The sequence below is a fragment of the Ktedonobacter sp. SOSP1-52 genome (assembly GCF_016587395.1).
Genome location: NZ_BNJH01000001.1, coordinates 80552 through 97366, shown reverse-complemented (window position 1 = coordinate 97366; position 16815 = coordinate 80552). Strand labels below are relative to the sequence as shown.

15 protein-coding genes and 2 pseudogenes are annotated in these 16815 nt (G+C 51.6%); 9 read left to right on the top strand and 8 right to left on the bottom strand.

Translation table 11 applies throughout. From position 1 onward, the window contains the following. The first annotated feature begins 240 nt into the window (after positions 1-240). On the top strand, positions 241-2934 hold the full coding sequence (locus tag JMJ16_RS00480; RefSeq protein ID WP_201377535.1) for a LuxR C-terminal-related transcriptional regulator: 2694 nt from the start codon (positions 241-243) through the stop codon (positions 2932-2934). On the opposite strand, the gene JMJ16_RS00475 is transcribed toward JMJ16_RS00480, so the two are convergent. Then, positions 2855-3865, bottom strand: coding sequence for an IS630 family transposase (locus tag JMJ16_RS00475; RefSeq protein WP_201377533.1), 1011 nt, complete (start codon positions 3863-3865; stop codon positions 2855-2857). The two genes, JMJ16_RS00480 and JMJ16_RS00475, sit on opposite strands and share 80 nt — an antisense overlap. A gap of 464 nt (positions 3866-4329) precedes the next feature. On the opposite strand from JMJ16_RS00475, the gene JMJ16_RS00470 reads away from it, so the two are divergent. The 4 genes and pseudogenes from JMJ16_RS00470 to JMJ16_RS53455 form a co-directional block, all read left to right on the top strand. After that, positions 4330-4752, top strand: a complete 423-nt coding sequence (locus JMJ16_RS00470; protein WP_201377531.1) for an ester cyclase — start codon at positions 4330-4332, stop codon at positions 4750-4752. A gap of 67 nt (positions 4753-4819) precedes the next feature. Beyond that, a complete protein-coding gene (locus tag JMJ16_RS00465; RefSeq protein WP_236601084.1) occupies positions 4820-6055 on the top strand; it encodes an oxalate decarboxylase family bicupin in 1236 nt (411 codons plus the stop codon). A gap of 420 nt (positions 6056-6475) precedes the next feature. Then, on the top strand, positions 6476-7408 hold the full coding sequence (locus JMJ16_RS00460) for an alpha/beta hydrolase (protein WP_201377529.1): 933 nt from the start codon (positions 6476-6478) through the stop codon (positions 7406-7408). Positions 7409-7448: 40 nt separating this feature from the next. Next, positions 7449-7814 (top strand): annotated as a pseudogene (locus tag JMJ16_RS53455) (AAA family ATPase); the annotation flags it as partial. A 79-nt stretch (positions 7815-7893) separates the two neighbouring features. On the opposite strand, the gene JMJ16_RS00455 reads toward JMJ16_RS53455, so the two are convergent. Then, positions 7894-8790, bottom strand: coding sequence for a DUF4158 domain-containing protein (locus tag JMJ16_RS00455; protein WP_201377527.1), 897 nt, complete (start codon positions 8788-8790; stop codon positions 7894-7896). 184 nt (positions 8791-8974) lie between these two features. Here JMJ16_RS00455 and JMJ16_RS00450 point away from each other — a divergent pair, with 184 nt between their 5' ends. After that, positions 8975-9664 carry a site-specific integrase gene (locus JMJ16_RS00450; RefSeq protein ID WP_201377524.1) on the top strand — a complete coding sequence of 230 codons (690 nt, stop codon included), beginning with the start codon at positions 8975-8977 and terminating at the stop codon, positions 9662-9664. Between the two features lie 234 nt (positions 9665-9898). Here the strand turns inward: JMJ16_RS00450 and JMJ16_RS00445 are convergent, their stop codons facing one another. The 5 genes from JMJ16_RS00445 to JMJ16_RS00425 form a co-directional block, all read right to left on the bottom strand. Then, complete coding sequence (locus tag JMJ16_RS00445) at positions 9899-10195, bottom strand: hypothetical protein (RefSeq protein WP_201377521.1); 297 nt, start codon at positions 10193-10195, stop codon at positions 9899-9901. Positions 10196-10568: 373 nt separating this feature from the next. Continuing rightward, positions 10569-11216 (bottom strand): dihydrofolate reductase family protein, encoded by a 648-nt coding sequence (locus tag JMJ16_RS00440; RefSeq protein WP_201377518.1) that lies wholly within the window; start codon positions 11214-11216, stop codon positions 10569-10571. 137 nt (positions 11217-11353) lie between these two features. Continuing rightward, the gene (locus JMJ16_RS00435) at positions 11354-12040 is read right to left on the bottom strand and encodes a helix-turn-helix domain-containing protein (RefSeq protein WP_201377515.1); all 687 of its coding nucleotides are present in this window, start codon (positions 12038-12040) and stop codon (positions 11354-11356) included. A gap of 39 nt (positions 12041-12079) precedes the next feature. After that, positions 12080-12232, bottom strand: coding sequence for a hypothetical protein (locus tag JMJ16_RS00430; RefSeq protein ID WP_201377512.1), 153 nt, complete (start codon positions 12230-12232; stop codon positions 12080-12082). A 55-nt stretch (positions 12233-12287) separates the two neighbouring features. Then, positions 12288-13049, bottom strand: a complete 762-nt coding sequence (locus JMJ16_RS00425; protein WP_201377509.1) for a glucose 1-dehydrogenase — start codon at positions 13047-13049, stop codon at positions 12288-12290. A gap of 1061 nt (positions 13050-14110) precedes the next feature. Here JMJ16_RS00425 and JMJ16_RS00415 point away from each other — a divergent pair. Together JMJ16_RS00415 and JMJ16_RS56570 are read left to right on the top strand one after the other, a co-directional pair. After that, positions 14111-14749, top strand: a complete 639-nt coding sequence (locus JMJ16_RS00415; protein ID WP_201377503.1) for a LysE family translocator — start codon at positions 14111-14113, stop codon at positions 14747-14749. A 214-nt stretch (positions 14750-14963) separates the two neighbouring features. Continuing rightward, positions 14964-15070 (top strand): annotated as a pseudogene (locus tag JMJ16_RS56570) (recombinase family protein); the annotation flags it as partial. A 392-nt stretch (positions 15071-15462) separates the two neighbouring features. Here the strand turns inward: JMJ16_RS56570 and JMJ16_RS00410 are convergent. Next, entirely contained in the window at positions 15463-16044 is a 582-nt protein-coding gene (locus tag JMJ16_RS00410) for a TetR/AcrR family transcriptional regulator (RefSeq protein ID WP_201377500.1), read from the bottom strand. 173 nt (positions 16045-16217) lie between these two features. Here JMJ16_RS00410 and JMJ16_RS00405 point away from each other — a divergent pair, with 173 nt between their 5' ends. Further along, positions 16218-16814, top strand: a complete 597-nt coding sequence (locus JMJ16_RS00405) for a class I SAM-dependent methyltransferase (protein ID WP_201374795.1) — start codon at positions 16218-16220, stop codon at positions 16812-16814. The last annotated feature ends 1 nt before the right edge of the window (position 16815 follow it).

Here is a 16815-nt window from a genome sequence, read left to right as displayed (position 1 = left end):
GCTAATCCTTTCGTGCTTCGCCTGCTAAAGCGAGTTTCCACGTTTGCATTTGCTTTCATTAAATGGTATAGATGCCATTTATCCCTCAGCAAAAAGTATTGCATAAAAAATTCACCAACAAGTATAGCAACAATAAGGCGTTTATAAGGCAAGAATAAAATATTGCCTGGTGAACACACCGCTAAGAGAGAAAACAGGAACGACTCCCGGAAATTTAGAGAAAGCGAGGAGCAGACAAACGTGGAAGAAGCCACAGAGAAGACAACGTCCGCAAAAAAACGCTCATCCAGAGCCATCCCAAATGCGCAATTAAAAGAAGAACGCTTGCTCCGAGGTTGGTCTCAACAATACGTAGCGGAGCAGTTAGGCGCGGATTACTACTATATTAGTCGTTGGGAACGTGGCACAACTTCGCCCAGCCCATACTACCGGCAAAAACTCTGCACGCTATTTGGCAAAACTGCCCGGGAACTAGGGCTGCTGCCGGATGAAGGCGATACGATAAACGAACCAGCCGATCAGGTCTCTGTTCCTCATGCCAGTTTATCGCCTATCTGGAACGTTCCCTATTCGAACGATAAGACAAGTACAAAGCAGATACTGAGACCATTGACGAAGCTTATTGGTCGTCAACGTGATATTGAGCGTTTTCTTGAATTGTTTACATTGAGAGGCAGCCGTCTGTTTACTATCGTAGGAACGGTGGGAGTTGGCAAAACGCAGTTCGCTTTACAGGTGGCCTCTGCTCTACAGTCTTCCTTTCCAGATGGTGTTTGTACCGTTTTTTTTGACAGTCTCTTCGATCATAACCTCATTCTATCGGCAATACTTCGCACACTGGGTATCACCGAGGTACCTTCCAGTTCTGATTTAGAAACGCTCTGTTCTTTTCTTCATAAGACACAGATGCTGTTGTTACTTGATACCTTTGAGCATGTCCGCCCAGCAGCCTCATTCTTACCTCGTCTTCTCGATGCCTGTCCTGGAATTACCATCCTGGTGACAAGCCGCGCAGGTTTGAACGTGCGTGGGGAACAGCAATTTCCTCTCTCTCCGCTTGATCTACCAAACTTCACACATACGTATGACCCTGAAGCACTTGCGCATAACCCTGCTGTTGCTCTCTTCCTTGCCTGCACACGCACACACCTCCCGCAGTTTCAGCTTACTCCAGAGAACGTGAGCCCCATCGTGCAGATTTGTGCTCATCTTGGAGGGCTTCCGTTGGCGATAGAACTTGCTGCGACAACGGGTATGCAACTCTTCCCCCCCAAGATGTTGCTGAAACACTTAGAGCAACACCCATTGCATATTTTGGTCAATGAAGAACAAGATATTCCAGAACGCCAGCGTACATGGAGCAAAACAATTGATCGGAGCTATTCTCTTCTTCTGCCCCAAGAACAGCGTCTGTTCCGGCGACTGGCTATATTTTCTGGAGGGGCGACGTTGGAAGCCTTAGAAGATCTCTATGAGAGGCTTGGCGAGAAAGGTCACAATATCGTGCGAGAGCTTGCTGTACTGACGAATCATCGGCTCGTGATTTCTCCTTCAGAGAGCCCAACAGATCTCTCTCATTTTAGAATGCTGCAGGTGATCCGCGCGTATGGACGAAAGTGCCTCGATGTTGAAGGGGAAACGAACGCTGTAGTACAGGCATATACTGCGTATTTTCTCCAGCTGGCGAAAGAAATAGAGCCACAGCTTATTGGCGCGGCACAGCTACAGGGGCTGGATATACTCGAGCAGGAGCAGAACAATTTCCGTGCGGTTTTCACCTGGCTGGTGGAACGAAATGAAATCGAAAACGCACTTGATCTCACCGTGACACTGTGGAGATTTTGGTCGTATCGTGGCTATGTCTCTGAGGGGTACCAGCAGATCGAGCAGCTATTGAAGAGATGCCAGGGTGAAATGGTCTCGGCAGCAGTGAGAGCAAAAGCGTACTACGCAGCTGCTCTATTAGCCTTTTTTCAGCTTCACACAGCAGCCATGAAAGAACATTTACAAGCATCCTTAAAGCTCTACCGAGAAGTTGGAGAGAGACATGGGTATGCTATCGCACTGAATGCAATGGGATTTTGCGAGCTTCTGCAAGGACACGACGAAAATGTAAAGACGTACTATGAAGAAAGTTTTCCTATTCTTCAGGAAATGGGAGATCGTTGGCATCTTGCTGAAGCATATGCACTTGTGGCGAGAGAAGCGCAGGCGCAAGGTAACTACGTGCGGGCCCGAAAAGTACTTGAGCAATCTCTTGTCCTCATAAAAGAGGTGGGAGATCGTCGAGCGATTGTCCAGGCACTGGATTTTTTGGGACAGATCGTCTGTCACTTGAAAGAATATGAAACCGCACTGCATATTTCTAAAGAAAAATCTCTTACAGCTATCGAATTGGGTGAAAAGCTCTTAATTGCCACAAGTCTTGAAGAAGTTGGCGCAATTGCGACCATCATTGGTCAAGAAACGTGGGCGGCCATCCTTCTAGGTGCTGGAGAGGCATTGCGCGAAACAAGCTGGGGATTGATTTCAGATGTGGACCAACGGCGCGTTGAAGATTTGAAAATGCAACTCCGCGCTAAAATGAATGAGGAGACCTTGACAAGGATATGGGCTCAAGGACGCGCGATGACTCCAAAACAGGCCCTCCTGGCCTCTTCTCTCGGAACCTCTCTTCAGCAAGAGACCGCTTCCATTCCCTTGTCCGCCCCCGGTACCTCATACCACCTGGCTATGTATCCTGATCAATTAACGCAACGGCAAGTGGAACTACTTCGTTTGCTTGCTGAAGGCCTCACCGATAAAGAGATTGCTGCGCGCCTTAGTATAAGTCCTCGTACTGTCAATGCTCATCTCAATAAGATTTACCCCAAAATTCATGTTTCCACCCGTAGCGCTGCAACTCGCTACGCTGTAGAAAGAAAATTAATCTAGTAAAGAGAGAGGTAGGCCACCAGTGGAAGAGTGTGGCGTGGCGGATACAGGTCACATCGTTTTGCAGGGCGACACACCGCTGTGCTTGCACCTCTTGCAGTTCGTCAAGTGTTTTGAAATGACGATTGGCAATGGCTTCGTTCGAGAGTGGCCACACTCGCTCGCAGGGCTGCAACTCCGGCGAGTAGGGCGGTAGGAACACGAGATGGATGCCTTCTGGCACGTCGACCTCACTGCTCTCATGCCAGCCTGCCCGATCCAGCACTAGGATAATTTGTCGCTCAGGGCCAGCACCTACTGTCTGCGCAAAGTGCTGCAAGGCAATGGTGAAAACCTCGATGTTTACCGAAGGCAGCAGGAGCCACTGGCTCTCCTCTGATTGGGGATGAACAAACCCGTAGATATAGAGCCATTCGTAGCGCTGTTGTATCCGAATAACTGGGCGCGCAGAGGCCAGCGCCCAGATGCGTCTGATGACCGGTTTCAAGCCGATGCGATGTTCATCCATCGCCCACAACTCCAGCTGCTCGTGAGGATGGGCATGCTGAACCTGCCGGACTTGCTCTTGCAACTCGCGCTTGAACGTCTCTTGCTGGGCGGGATCGGCTTTGTGGTGACGAGGGCGGGGGATCTGGAGCGAGAAACCGAGCCGTTTGAGGGTATCCCACCCGCGTTGGGGATGCACCTTACAACCAAGTTGTTCACTCACCCAGCGAGCAACTTTAGGACCAGTCCACAGGTCGCCATCAGGAGAAAGGTGCTCAAGCAGGTGGCGCAACCGATCTTGCTGGTCAACAGAGAGCAGGCTAGGAGCGCCTCTATTATGGTGGCGTTGATCCGCGAGGGATTCTGGCCCCCGCTGGTTGTAGCGCCGAGCCAGAATCCGAATCCAGTTGGCACAGTAGCCTGCCTGTAACTTCGGCGACTTCACGGACGCGCCTGCCGCAAGACAGCAGCTAAATGATCTGAGTGTGGCTGCGTTCGATAGGATCACTCGCTTGGCGGTACCGTTGCTCCAGCTCATCAGAGCTGAAATGAGCAGCAAGATGAACATACTTCGGCATGATTTTTCCTCTGGATGAACAGCTCTTCCAGAGGAAATTCTTTCGAGCTTTCGATTTAGGGGAAACTCATCCATGAGTTTGATCACCCTTTAACCGGAGACCGTATGACTTGTGGAGTGGGCTCAGTGCCTCCATTTCGCGCCCCATACCACCAGCACGAGTTGCCCCGTACGTTATTCTACCTACGTATCTATCTTCCGCATGTTGAGAAAATTACAGTCGTTTCACAGATGCGAAACGGTTTGCGCACGAATACAATCAGAAGAGGAAGAGGTTTCTCAAAAGCAAGCACAGAAGAGACGTACCCGCATCAAACAAGAAGGAGCGTAGTATGTTAACGGAGGCCAATAAAGCGGTCGCTCGTGGTTTTTATGAGGCTATTAAGGCATATAACGAAGGAGATGAACTGGCCCTGGAAAGGGTTCTGGCCCCTTCATTCGTCAATCACCGTCCTCTTGCAGGTCAGACACCTGATATCGAAGGGCTCAAGTTGCCAGCATTTCATCAAGCCTTCTCTCAGATGCATGTCACCATTTTGGATCAGATAGCGGAAGAAGACAAAGTCGTTGATGTGACAGCGTGGTCGCTTCTGCACACAGGGGAGTTCATGGGGGTACCTGCGACTGGAAAACGCATTTCTTACACAGAGATCAATGTCCTACGCGTGCTCGACGGCATGGTCGTCGAACGTTGGGGGCTCCCCGATGAAATACATATTTTACAACAGCTGGGAATTGTATCACTCCAGGCGTAGGATGTGATAGAACCGCCTGGCGAGAAGTCTCTAGAAGATTTAATAGATATCAAGCAGAGAGGATAGTATGGATACGACGAGACGCAAAATTCTTCAGACACTGGCAGCTGCTGGAGCTGTTGCCAGCATCACCAGTGTCCCCGCTGTTGCTCATGCTACATCGACTCCGGCTGATGAACCGGTTCCCGAGCCGATTGAGGGCAATCTTGGTGCCACAGATCCTGGCCCCCGGAATATAGCGCTCGATGAGATGAACCCTGATACGCTAGCTCCTCCTACGACTGATGCAGGCATTATGCCAAATCTAAAGTTTTCGTTTAGCAATGCACATAACCGGCTCGCCAATGGCGGCTGGGCTCGTCAGGTGACGGTAACGGAGCTACCCGTCTCAACGGATGTGGCAGGGGTAACTATGCGCCTGAAAGAGGGGGCCGTTCGCGAATTACACTGGCATGTGCAGGCCGAATGGGCCTATATGCTCAATGGAAGAGCGCAGGTAACATGCCTGGATCCTCAGGGACGTAATTTCGTCGATAATGTTGCCGTCGGCGATCTCTGGTACTTCCCTGCTGGTTTTCCACACTCGATTCAGGGCCTTCAGGGCGGCTGCGAATTCTTACTGGTATTTGATGATGGCCATTTCTCTGCGGGTTCAACCTTCATGCTCAGCGACTGGTTCGCGCATACGCCCAAAGAAGTGCTGGCGAAAAACTTTGGTGTACCGGAAAGCAATTTTGCGAATCTTGCTCCACCATCCTCCCGCTGGATTTACCCTGGCCAGGTTCCCACATCATCAACTCCGGTCTCTGATCCTTACGGGACGTCTCCACAGAGCTTCACCTATCATCTGCTGGCTCAGCCACCAACGCAAGGCAAGGCTCATGGCAAAGTGAGAGTCGTTGACTCAACCAAATTCCGCGTCTCGACGACGGTGGCGGCCGCATTAGTGGAGGTTGAGCCTGGTGGTTTGCGCGAGATGCACTGGCATCCAAATGCAGATGAATGGCAGTATTATATTGAAGGCAATGGACGTATGACGGTCTTTGCTGGTGCTGGCACAGCCGCTACGTTCGACTACCAGGCCGGCGATGTTGGGTATGTGGCGGCGAATATGGGACACTATGTCGAGAATACGGGCAAGACAACGTTACGCTTTCTGGAGATATTCAAAACGGATCGCTATGCTGATTTTTCTCTCAATCAGTGGATGGCAGTGATGCCACCGGCATTGGTGCAAGGCGATCTCAACTTGCCTCAACAGGTGATGGATGCGCTACAGAAGACGAAGCCGATCATTGTGTAATTCAGCATAAATGAGGATTTGGATCAGCCTTGCTCGACTCAGCCAGGTCGGCACCGGTGCCGACCTGGCTGAGCCCCAATTTAAGCAAGATTTGTTGCTCGCCACAATTGTTTGACTAACAAGGGAGCAATGGAATGCGACCATTGAAAGGAAAAGTTTTTGCCTATTGACCTCAGCATGAGAATCTAACTGTCTGCGGTCGAGATAGTGAATTCCGCCCCGTATGCCGAGTTCCACACGTTCTCTGAACAATGAGGCCCTGGAATGTGCTGGCTTTACCCAAGTGACCCTGCATAATACTCGACCAGTGAGTGCAAGAAAGCAGGGTTTTTGAGAAAGCTCATCACCTGAATAATTGTGCAGACTCCACCAGTTTCATTCCCAAATGTACAGCCATGATGAGAAAAGGAGTTGTTCCTGATGTTGAATATTCAGATCATTGATATCACGTCAAATGACATCGACCTGTCCGGTCAGATTGATGATTTGAGCGGTGAGGCAAAGGTTGTGACAACAACCTTTGCTCCCGCATCGTCATTGGAGCATTCCGGGATACTCGTTGTCCTGGTGCACGGTGGGTCTTATACCCGTCGCTATTGGGATCTTATTGTCCCTGGATACGAGCGCGATGCCTATAGTTGTGCGCTCTACCTGGCCCGGCGTGGGCATGTTGTGGTAACGCTCGATATGTTAGGGACAGGCGAGAGCAACGTTGCCATCAGTGGGGATCAGCTAACCCCGCAAATGATGGCTCAAGCCATAGACCTGGTGATACGGCGGGTAAAGCGAGAAGGTACCACAATTCTGTGTGGACACAGCATGGGCGCTTACATCTCACACCTGGCGCAGAGTGCATACGCCAGTGCCGATGCGCTGATGCTGCTGGGAAACAATATCGGCCAAATCAGGGATATTGGCATTAACCTGGATATGGTGTTGGGGATGGTGGATGAGGGCTATATCTCTGTCCCACGCCCATTCCTCCACCCTTTCTTTCATGGTTCGTTTCCACCTCCGACGGAAGTAATTGCGGCTGATGATGCCTATAACGTACCGGTTCCTCTTCAATTGATGCAGGGCATGCTTACACCTGGAAAGCAGGTTCAACTGGCAAGAAACATCACGGTTCCGCTGTTTTTGGTCTTCGGGGAAGAAGACTCAGTGAAGGATCCAGAGGGTGAATTGTCGTATTTCCCCAATGCTTGTTCGCGGACGGCGTTTATTTTGCCCGCTTCTGCTCACTGTCACAATTTCTCAGCACATAGGACTCAACTGTGGAAAATCATGAATCGATTTGCTCGTCTTGCTCAAAGCATGAACACTACAAGCCAACTGGCAGGGGCCGACCTTTAGTTGTCAAGGACCCCGGCATTCATGCCTGATTCTTACCCACATTGTGGGAGTTCCCACGCGCACCATGGCGCTCTCGTCAATGGTGCCATGGCTGCGGCAAGAAGGTCAAGAAGCCGCCCTCTCAGCGCTGGCATCAGTGCACATGCGGCGTGAGCCCCGGCCAACGAGGTCTCAACTTGGCCTTCCTTGGTGCCTCCCTTGATCTCCACTCCCTCGTACGCTGGGGGGTAGCCTACGAGCGCAGCGCACACGAGTGCATGTACCAACGCGCGAAAGAGGGGCAGGCTCTGCCCCGAACGCCCCAGGTGAACCGACCCGAGAGCCAGCCTTCCTGTATCAGTGGGAAGGGCTGGGAGCGTGGAAGGAACCCCCGCCGCTTTCGCGCGGGCAACTTCAGATTACTTGAGTCCTTCGGATACACGAGAAGGAGAGGTTACCTGGCTGGTAACCCCTCCTTCTGGGTGAGATCAATAGCGAGCTGCTACTCATCTACATGAGATCAATAGCGAGCTGCTGATCACGGTAGAGGTGAAGGCGAGTAAGGTCGCGATCCGACGATCGTGAGCGAGGTTGCGCAAATGCTGAAACAGAGCCGTTGTTGCATGACGTGCCAAAGCTTTGAGTCGCCCTCGTGGCACAAAAGAGAGGCCGAGATGCTCCATCTCGAAGAGGCGAATGGCTTCGACACGATGCAAGGCATCAACAAGTGCAGGACCACTCACCCGTGTGGGTCCACGACGGAGACGGTCCAGTGGAGTTTGTCGTTCTCCGGCGGGAACCTCCAGTAACGTTTCCAACAATGCCCTCTGAGGTGGTGTCGGGATCGCAGCGAGAAGCTGCCAGAGCCTCCTGGACGCGTGTTCACGCACACTGGAAATGGCCCGCTCCAGCACACTGACCCCTGGGAGCAGCACTTTGCGGTCGATGAGATGCGCCATCGCCAGGTCAAAGAGCACCGTCAGACGTTCCTCACTCCACCAGGCGCGGGTATAAAGCCAGCGCAGGAAACGAAAGTGTTCCGGTTGAGAGGCGAAATCCTGATAGCCATACTCGGCCATGATTTCGTGGACGTGATCGTAGCGCATCTCGCCTTCACGATAGCGAGAGAGCACCGTCACATCGGCAATATTGAGCTGGGAAGCAAGGGTAAGAACAACGTTGTGAGGAACATCAGTCGGATCGGAGAGAAATGTCCCCAGGAACCGAACGGTACAAAGCTGGAGGGCAAGACCCAGGCGTGTATGGGCGTGACGCCGAGGTTCCAACAAGGCACGGTCACGATCATCGAGATGAAAGTAAAGAACCAGTTGTTCTGGAGACGGTTCTCCTGCATAGCAACCATAGCGACTCCGTTGTTCCGCTGCCAAAAATTCAACTGGCATATTCTCCTGTCCCTTTCTACATTCCCCGTCAAACCATCTATATATTTACACACATTTCTGCTAAAATACCTGAGCAGACATACCTTGTACAGATTTAAGCACGTACCATAGGACCAATGTCTGCTAATACTCGTCAAAATCGGGCAAAAAGCACTTCTGCTAATACTGGCAGGGAGCGTGATTGATGAAACGAACTGCGCAGCCGCTACTCTCTGAAGATGGCCAACAAATGGTGGACCAATACAGGCAGATACTCCAGCAACTGGAAGATCTTTCACCAGTGACCACGCGCAACTATCTGAGTGATCTGCGCCAATTTATCACCTGGTGTAAAGCCTATTGGGTTGAGGGACAACAGGGACAAACCTTTACCCCGCAAGCAGTAGCTCCTGCGCTCTTGATCCACTACCGAGAGTATCTCCAAACCACGCTCGTCCTAAAACCATCAACCGTCAACCAGACGCTCATGAGCCTGAAACGCTATTTCGCTTGGACTAGAAAAACGCATCTTATTCAGGCTGACCCTGCTGACCCCATTAAATTTATCCCGAAGGAAGCATCTCCACGAGGCATTAGTTGCTATTGTCAATGCTGTTGGAACCCTTCGAGATCAAACCATTATCACGCTCTTGCTCCATATGGGCCTGCGTGCGCAAGAACTGTGTACCCTAACACGTCAGCAGATTCATCTCAGCAAGTGAAATGGGACACTGCGGATTCTGGGAAAACGCAAAAAGTTCGAGAGGTTCCGCTCAATACCACTGCTCGCTTGGCCTTATATCAGTATTTGGAGATGCTTCCACGAGAAGAACAGTATCTTTTCCATCAGAGAAGACATACCGCGCGCTTACAGGACGAGCACTGGGACATTTAGTGACGAAATATGCCACTCAGTCTCAAGTTTCTGATCTAAGCTCTCATGATTTGCGCCACCGTAGAAAGCGAGATTTCGCCCCGATGTCCCTGAGCGCATGCCACTCGTCGGCTCCACTCATGATGCGGCCAACAGAAATTGTAGGTACAGCCAACCAGCCACATTGCCCGCTTTGAGTGCCGCAAGGCGACGATTCGCGTGGCGAGAGCGACGGGTTAGACTGGTGAGACGCTCTCACATCGTCCCATTGAAGCGCTCAATAAACACCGTATTGGGTTGGATGCCTCCCGCCGGGAGAGCCAGGAGTTCCTCTGCCCGCTCAATGGTGCCTGGGGCCATATGTCGAATGACCTTGACCACCTGATGTTTCGCTGTTTTCTTGACGACTGTGCCAATCACGATCTCTGGCCACTCCTGCAAGCGGCAGCGTCCGCGTTTGTCTGATGGTTTAACTTTCTCGCGGAACGCCCGCCGGATACTGTTGGGGTAGGCATCTGGCGAGTTGCCATGGTGAAATGGTACTTTGTCCAAATGTCAAATGGAAGAAAGTCGGCGACAAGGCATCACACGAAAGGCCACTTGGTTTAGTAACTTGTGCAAGGATCAGTAATATATCTTTTCTTTGAATTTTCCTGTCCAACACTCAGCAGTTTCTTGAGAGAAAGAAACTGCTGAGTGTCAAAACCGTTGGGAAAGTGAGACCCAGGGGGGTACAACGAGCTAGAGGGGAACTTCGGCGGTGTACCAGCTCGTTGCTTGCCCGCATGTGTCACGGCGTTTGTCAGTGCTCAAAACCAACGACAACCGCGACACATGCCCCTCCGCTCTCTCTGTAGGACGGTTTAGGCCACCGACAAACGCCGTGACGGCCAACGACGTTATCGCGACATGGTTCTTTCTGTTCCTACTTCTCAACATCGTATGTGACATGAAGAACGTTTTGAGAAGACGAGACCGTTTCCCTGATCTTCACCTTGATATCGGGGTTCATGTTCGCAAAGAGCGGGGTGCCTTGACCAAAAAGGACCGGCACATAGTGGATCGTGAACTCGTCAATCAACCCTGCATTGAGATATTGCTGGACCACGTTGGCCCCTCCCGCTATTCTGATATTTCCATTGTCAGCAACCTCTCGCGCTTGACGAAGCGCACTCTCTGTACCGTCGTTGACAAAGTAGAATGTCGTGCCACCGGGGCGCACCCACGGTTGGCGTACTTCTTTGGTCAGGACAAAGACGGGAGTATGGAAAGGAGCCTCCTCAGGCCAGGAAGGCTCGCCGCAACTGAACATAATCTTTCCCATAATGCTCACGCTGGTACGTTGAAAGGTTTTTTCCTGCATGCTGTTCTCTCGACCTGTCTCGCCACCTTCGCCAATTTTGAGATTCTCGCGAAAGAATTCCTGCTGAAACACATAATGCATGAGTCCCATCCATTTTTTCGACCACTGCTTGTATTCCGGGTCGTTCATATGGGCAGGATCCATCCCTTCTGGAGCGGTGAAGCCGTCCAGAGACATCACCATGTCGAAAAACACTTTGCTTGTTTGCATAGCTCAATTCTCCTCTGTTTTTGATTGATCATTTGTGCGCAAGTCTTCCCTCGAAAGAGGCTTGAGATGCGCAAACAATGGTCACTGGGAGGAGTATACAGCTCATCAAAAGGCTCTGTCTTGAACAAAATGGACAGCTAACCCAACTCCCCTTTGCTGCCGAGACGAGCAATATGAGCAGGTGTGTATCCGATGAAGTGCTTGAGCGCTCTGGTCATATGTGACTGATCGGCATAGCCCGCCTGATATGCTGCATTAAGAAGTGAAACACCCTGCTCCAGAAGCGTTGCTGTCTGCTTCGCCCGCTCGATCTGGGAAATCATCTTGAACGTTAAGCCGCTTGCAAACAGGAAACGGCGCCTTACTGTGCGCAACGATAGATCCTGGGGATGACCGGCTAAGACCGCCTTCACGACCGGATCTGACACCAGCAAACGCTTGCGTATCAGCCAATCGACAAACGTCTCGGCATTGTCGTAGTCAGGAAAGTGAAAACGGGAGCCTGCAAGGCTGAAGGATGCATTCGCGGCAAAAGACAAAATGGCCTGCTCATCCAGGAGATCTCTTACGGGCACAGCAGGCAAAAAGGTGCCAAGCGGAAACGTGATGCCAAACCAGGAGGTTCCCTCGGCCTGGGTGACAGGAATCGCCCTGGTCAATGGTCCCACAACCGTGACATTGACGCTTTCATGCTGTTTAAGAAAGAGCAAATGCCAATGGCTAGAAGCCGGGCAAACAGGAGCATAATCGAGGCCGGCCTGGCCACGCCAGACCGCTTCTATATACGGGGAGTCCGACCCTCTTCCCTCAAAGAAAGAACTCATATTTTTGCCTCCAATGGACCAGACGTGAACACAAACAGGTTACCACAGGCTGACAAAAAAACTTCTCCAATCTTGCTCAAATCCGGGCATCCGGGGGCGTCCTCCACGCACATGTGAGGAAGCAACAGGGATTAACGTCTCGACTTGCTCCCAGAATTGATCGTTGACTTTCCAGGGGAAGGTTCGTTGCATATGCGCTCCTCAAAGGGAGGTGGCATGGTATCACCGACACTTAGATAAGAAGCCCCTATTGAATGATGAAGCCGCCGTCCAGAACAATATCATGACCCACGACAAAGGAGGCTTCCGACGAGCTGAGCCAGAGGACAGCATGAGCTACCTCTTCAGGAAGGCCAATGCGACCAATGGGCAACGTGTCTGCAACACGTCGATCGCGCTCCTCATCTGTCTCTGCTACACGTTTGGATAAGGGGGTGCGAATTGGACCGGGGCTGACCGCATTAATCCGAATGCCAGATTGGATATATTCCAAAGCTGCTACTTGTGTTAAAGCGAGGACACCCGCTTTTGCAGCAGCGTAGGGAGCCATCATCGGCCTTGCGACATGTCCTCCAAGATTTGAAGACATATTGACGATAGTTCCACTCCCCTGGGTGAGCATCTGCTGAAGCTCGTATTTCATACTCAGCCAGGTTCCTTTGAGGTTACTTGCTATCGTCTCATCCCAGAGAGCCTCCTTGATCTCAGTGATGGCTCCTGTTCCCACAGAGCCAGCGTTGTTAAAGGCAATATCCAGTCGGTCATAGCGAGCCACAATCTGTTCAAGTAATCGAGCCATATCAGCTTCAACCGTGACATCAGCCTGAATAAAACAGGCATCGCCTTGCTCTGCTTTGAGTAAGGCGGCGGTCTTCTCCCCAGCGTGCCTCTGGCGACTAGTAATCACGACCTTAGCACCTTCACGGGCAAATGCCAGGGCGGTCGCCTGTCCAATGCCCGTACTTCCTCCCGTGACGAGCACAATGTTGTCAGCAAATCTCTTTATCATTCAGTTCTTTCTTGTTCGCTCTGATTCTCAAAGCATCATTATTACCTGGAAACATCCCTTTTTCTTCTCTCGTTTCTGACCATGCTGTATGGCTTACTGTGTCGAGATCGAACATTCCAGAATTTGTTGGAATATATAGATGATACTCCAACAAATTCTGGAATGTCAAGAGAATGTGTGCTATACTAGCAAACATGGAAGAGGAAAAGAGGCCATCGCTGGCAAAAATCGCTGGGGCACTGAGCGATCCGATTCGCTTACAGATTCTAGACATTCTCGCGAAAGGACGTGACGCTTCTTGTGTCTCGTCTCCGCATCCTTCTCTTCCTCAAGCAATCTGTCCCTATCTCGATCTACTACCAAAGTTAGGAAATATTTCCACCTCGAAGCTGTCGTATCATCTCAAAGAACTTCGGGAGGCTGGACTTCTTGAGGAGTACCGTCTGGGAAAACAGGTGTTTTATCTGGTCAATCACAAGGCACTGGAGCATTTGCTAGAAACAGTCAAAGCGCGCTATCTTTCTCCATCAGTTCCTTTCCTTCATGATTCAACCGAAAAAGAGCCACCCTGATTCTGTGTACTCAAGCAGCCTGGTGAGGCAGTTGAGCGCATACGCAAAGAAGTGCGCGCATCGTTATCAGACCGCGCTCACGCGGATTAATGCACGATCCTCCTTCACAAACGCCATAAAGACCTCACTGTGCAGCAGCTCCTTGACTGAGAAGATTGTGTCAGAAAGACCATAAAATCGCCACTTTTGACACATAAAATCGCCAGCTAATTGAGCTTAATTAGAATGTTTGTCCCTCCTTTCTCTGACGCATATCTTCGCCTGAATTTGAAATTGAGCCATAAACCTGCCCGAAAATTCGTACCCCAAAAGTCCAGGAATGTCTTCTACGAATTCACGTTCCACGCCTTCATCTGGCGGGGAATTGCGTCAAGGTGGCGAGAAAATGCGTCAACACCTTGCTTTTGAAGGAGTCCGTTACTTGCCTTCTGGGCTGCACCGCTGCTATGCTACAGGAAGATCCGTTGTCCACTCTTACTCAAGGAGGTAATGATGCCCGCTTTGTCAACCGTGACCCTCTTTCTCCTGGCGGCGTTGGGATTGCTCCTCATTCCTGGCCCCTCTGTCTTGTATATTCTTACTCGCAGTGCAACTCAAGGGAGGCGAGCAGGACTGGCCTCAGTTGGAGGGATTGAGCTTGCGAGCCTGGCGCATGCAGTTGCAGCAACGCTTGGCCTCTCAGCTCTGCTGCTGACCTCAGCCCTCGCCTTTAGTCTCGTGAAATACCTGGGTGCTGGCTATCTGATCTATCTTGGTGTGCGTACCCTGCTCTCACGGCAGGAGCATGCTCAGGCACCAGTACCCGCTCCCAAAAGCTTCTCTCGGTTGTTTGCCCAGGGATTCCTAGTGCAATTGCTCAATCCCAAGACGGCCCTCTTCTTTTACGCATTCTTACCCCAGTTTGTCGATCCTACCAGAGGGGCAGTGACCGAGCAGATTCTCATTTTTGGGGTGCTGTTTGTGCTGCTGGCATTCTGTACGGATTGTCTCTACGCTCTCCTGGGATCGACCGTGGGGAAGTTGCTTACCAGAAATGTGCGCTTCCGACAAGCCCAACGGTATGTAACAGGAGGCGTGTATGTCGCGCTTGGTGTGACCGCAGCAGTCACAGGCGAGACGAAAAAGTAAGCAGGGAGAAACCAAAACTTTCTCGATGACATCGAGGAGCCTTCCCTGCGCAGGCTCCTCGGCAGGGTGCTCAAGTATTCAAAGGGGAACATTCCCGCTGAAAATGATGAAGTTCCTCTTTGAAAAGATGATCGAAATTTGACACATATCCTCGCCGTTTCCCTCTTCTGACGCATATCTCCCCCTTTCGGCGGGTTTATGTGTCAAATGACAGATTGACACGTCCACGCCTGGCGGCAAACTGATTTTTCATCTCAAGGGGCCTTGGCTGAGTTCGAGCGCGATCTCATTCGTGAGAGGACGCTGGCGGGGCTCGCCGCATACGCGTCAAGTTAAGCCATGCTGAACCAGGATGCCCGCCCTAGGGAACCATTGTCCTGACTTAACTTGACGTCTATGGGACGCTGGCGGGGCTCGCCGCAGCACGAACCAGAGGGCGTGTGGGGGCAGACTTGGGAGGGCCTCTGATGGTAGAGTTGCCCTAGCCCAGCAACTCTACCAGGACTCTAAGCACTCCGTCGCTGATATCTGTTCCCTGCTCGAAATTTTACGCTCCACATTTTTCCGCTCTGTAAAGGGAAGCAGGAAAGCACCAAAAAACCAGGTTGAGCAGAAATATTCAGAACTCACTCACTGCTTGCCTGCCCTGAGCGGAATCTATCGGGAATGTATGTCGGGATCCCATGACTCTCATTCTCCTCTCAGTTTGCTGCTCACTTTTCTTTGAGCATGGCCCGCACGCCGGGTAGCGCCAGTTGCTGAAAAATGCTCTCCATCTGCTCTGGCGGATAGGGCATATCAGCCGTGACCCACCACTTGAACAGAGTGAGAAAGGCCCCGGCCAGGTACTCGGAGACCACTGGCAAAGGGATCGGCGGAGAGCGTCTTTCTGCGCAAAGGGTGCTGCGCGTCGGTTCAATCAGGCGGCAAAGCGCCGCCTGTAACGCGTCCAATAAGGGGTTGCCCGCGCTACTACATATCAGTGCCCGCAACTGCTGATTCGTAGAAACATACGCATGCACAAAGAGTTCCAGACTAGGGATGATCCGTTGTCCCTGCGCGGCCTGGGCGATGTGACCAGTGAGCATCGCCAACTCCTGCTCTATAATATGGTTGAGCACATCCTCTTTATCGAAATAATGGGCATAAAAGGTCGTGCGACCAATCCCCGCGCGATCTAGAATATCCTGGACCAGAATTTTCTCATAGGATTTTTCTATCATAAGTTCCGTAAAGGCAGAACTCACTAGGCGCTGAGTGCGTTGGGAACGTCGATCTCTTTTCTGCTGTTTCACGGATGTCACCTCTTTTTTTGCGAACAATCAGGGGCATTTGTTCGGTAGAGAACGGTTCTCCTGATGTGTGCTTGGCTCCGAGGGCTCTTCCTTGTATTCTTCTCTCTAGAGAATACCACATTCGGTAGCAAACACACTATTCTTCAAAATGAACAGAGAAAGAAAAGAGATGTATGAAAGACAACTCCTCCACACTTGATGTGGAACTCTTCGAGCGCTGGGGATCGACGTACGAACGTTCCTGGATGCAGCAACGCCTGTTTGATCCGGTCCACACTGCCGTCTTACAGCAAGCAGCCAGCCACTTCCAACCGGCGAATGTGCTGGATATCGGCTGTGGGAGCGGGAGGCTCTTGCGGAAAGTCCATGCCTATTGGCCGGAGACACACCTTTTGGGGGTCGATCCGGCGCAAAAAATGCTAGAAGTCGCGCGCAAACTTACCCCGGAGGCTCACTTCTACCGGGGTTCTGGTGAAGCATTGCCCCTGGAGGATGCCTCGGTCGATCTCGCGCTCTCGACCATCTCGTTTCATCACTGGCGCGATCAGGCCGCCGGTGTGCGTGAGGTCGCCCGCGTGTTGCGACCCGGAGGCTACTTTCTGCTCGCCGATTTCACTGCCCCAGCCTGGCTTACATGGCTGTATCCACGTGTGCACAGTACGGCGCAGATGCGCGCGCTTTTTGAACAGGCGGGTCTGGAGGTACAGGCCCAGCTAGGTCCTGTTGCGCGCTTTGTGCGCATTACCATCGGCACACGCGCCAGCAAATGAT

What these genes read in the sequence shown, in the direction of transcription:
- JMJ16_RS00415 (WP_201377503.1), top strand. Translation starts at nt 14,111, where the DNA reads ATGATGCCCGCTTTGTCAACCGTGACCCTCTTTCTCCTGGCGGCGTTG.
- JMJ16_RS00450 (WP_201377524.1), top strand. Translation starts at nt 8,975, where the DNA reads ATGAAACGAACTGCGCAGCCGCTACTCTCTGAAGATGGCCAACAAATG.
- JMJ16_RS00455 (WP_201377527.1), bottom strand. Translation starts at nt 8,790, where the DNA reads ATGCCAGTTGAATTTTTGGCAGCGGAACAACGGAGTCGCTATGGTTGC.
- JMJ16_RS00465 (WP_236601084.1), top strand. Translation starts at nt 4,820, where the DNA reads ATGGATACGACGAGACGCAAAATTCTTCAGACACTGGCAGCTGCTGGA.
- JMJ16_RS00470 (WP_201377531.1), top strand. Translation starts at nt 4,330, where the DNA reads ATGTTAACGGAGGCCAATAAAGCGGTCGCTCGTGGTTTTTATGAGGCT.
- JMJ16_RS00430 (WP_201377512.1), bottom strand. Translation starts at nt 12,232, where the DNA reads ATGCAACGAACCTTCCCCTGGAAAGTCAACGATCAATTCTGGGAGCAA.
- JMJ16_RS00405 (WP_201374795.1), top strand. Translation starts at nt 16,218, where the DNA reads ATGAAAGACAACTCCTCCACACTTGATGTGGAACTCTTCGAGCGCTGG.
- JMJ16_RS00435 (WP_201377515.1), bottom strand. Translation starts at nt 12,040, where the DNA reads ATGAGTTCTTTCTTTGAGGGAAGAGGGTCGGACTCCCCGTATATAGAA.
- JMJ16_RS00460 (WP_201377529.1), top strand. Translation starts at nt 6,476, where the DNA reads ATGTTGAATATTCAGATCATTGATATCACGTCAAATGACATCGACCTG.
- JMJ16_RS00440 (WP_201377518.1), bottom strand. Translation starts at nt 11,216, where the DNA reads ATGCAAACAAGCAAAGTGTTTTTCGACATGGTGATGTCTCTGGACGGC.
- JMJ16_RS00425 (WP_201377509.1), bottom strand. Translation starts at nt 13,049, where the DNA reads ATGATAAAGAGATTTGCTGACAACATTGTGCTCGTCACGGGAGGAAGT.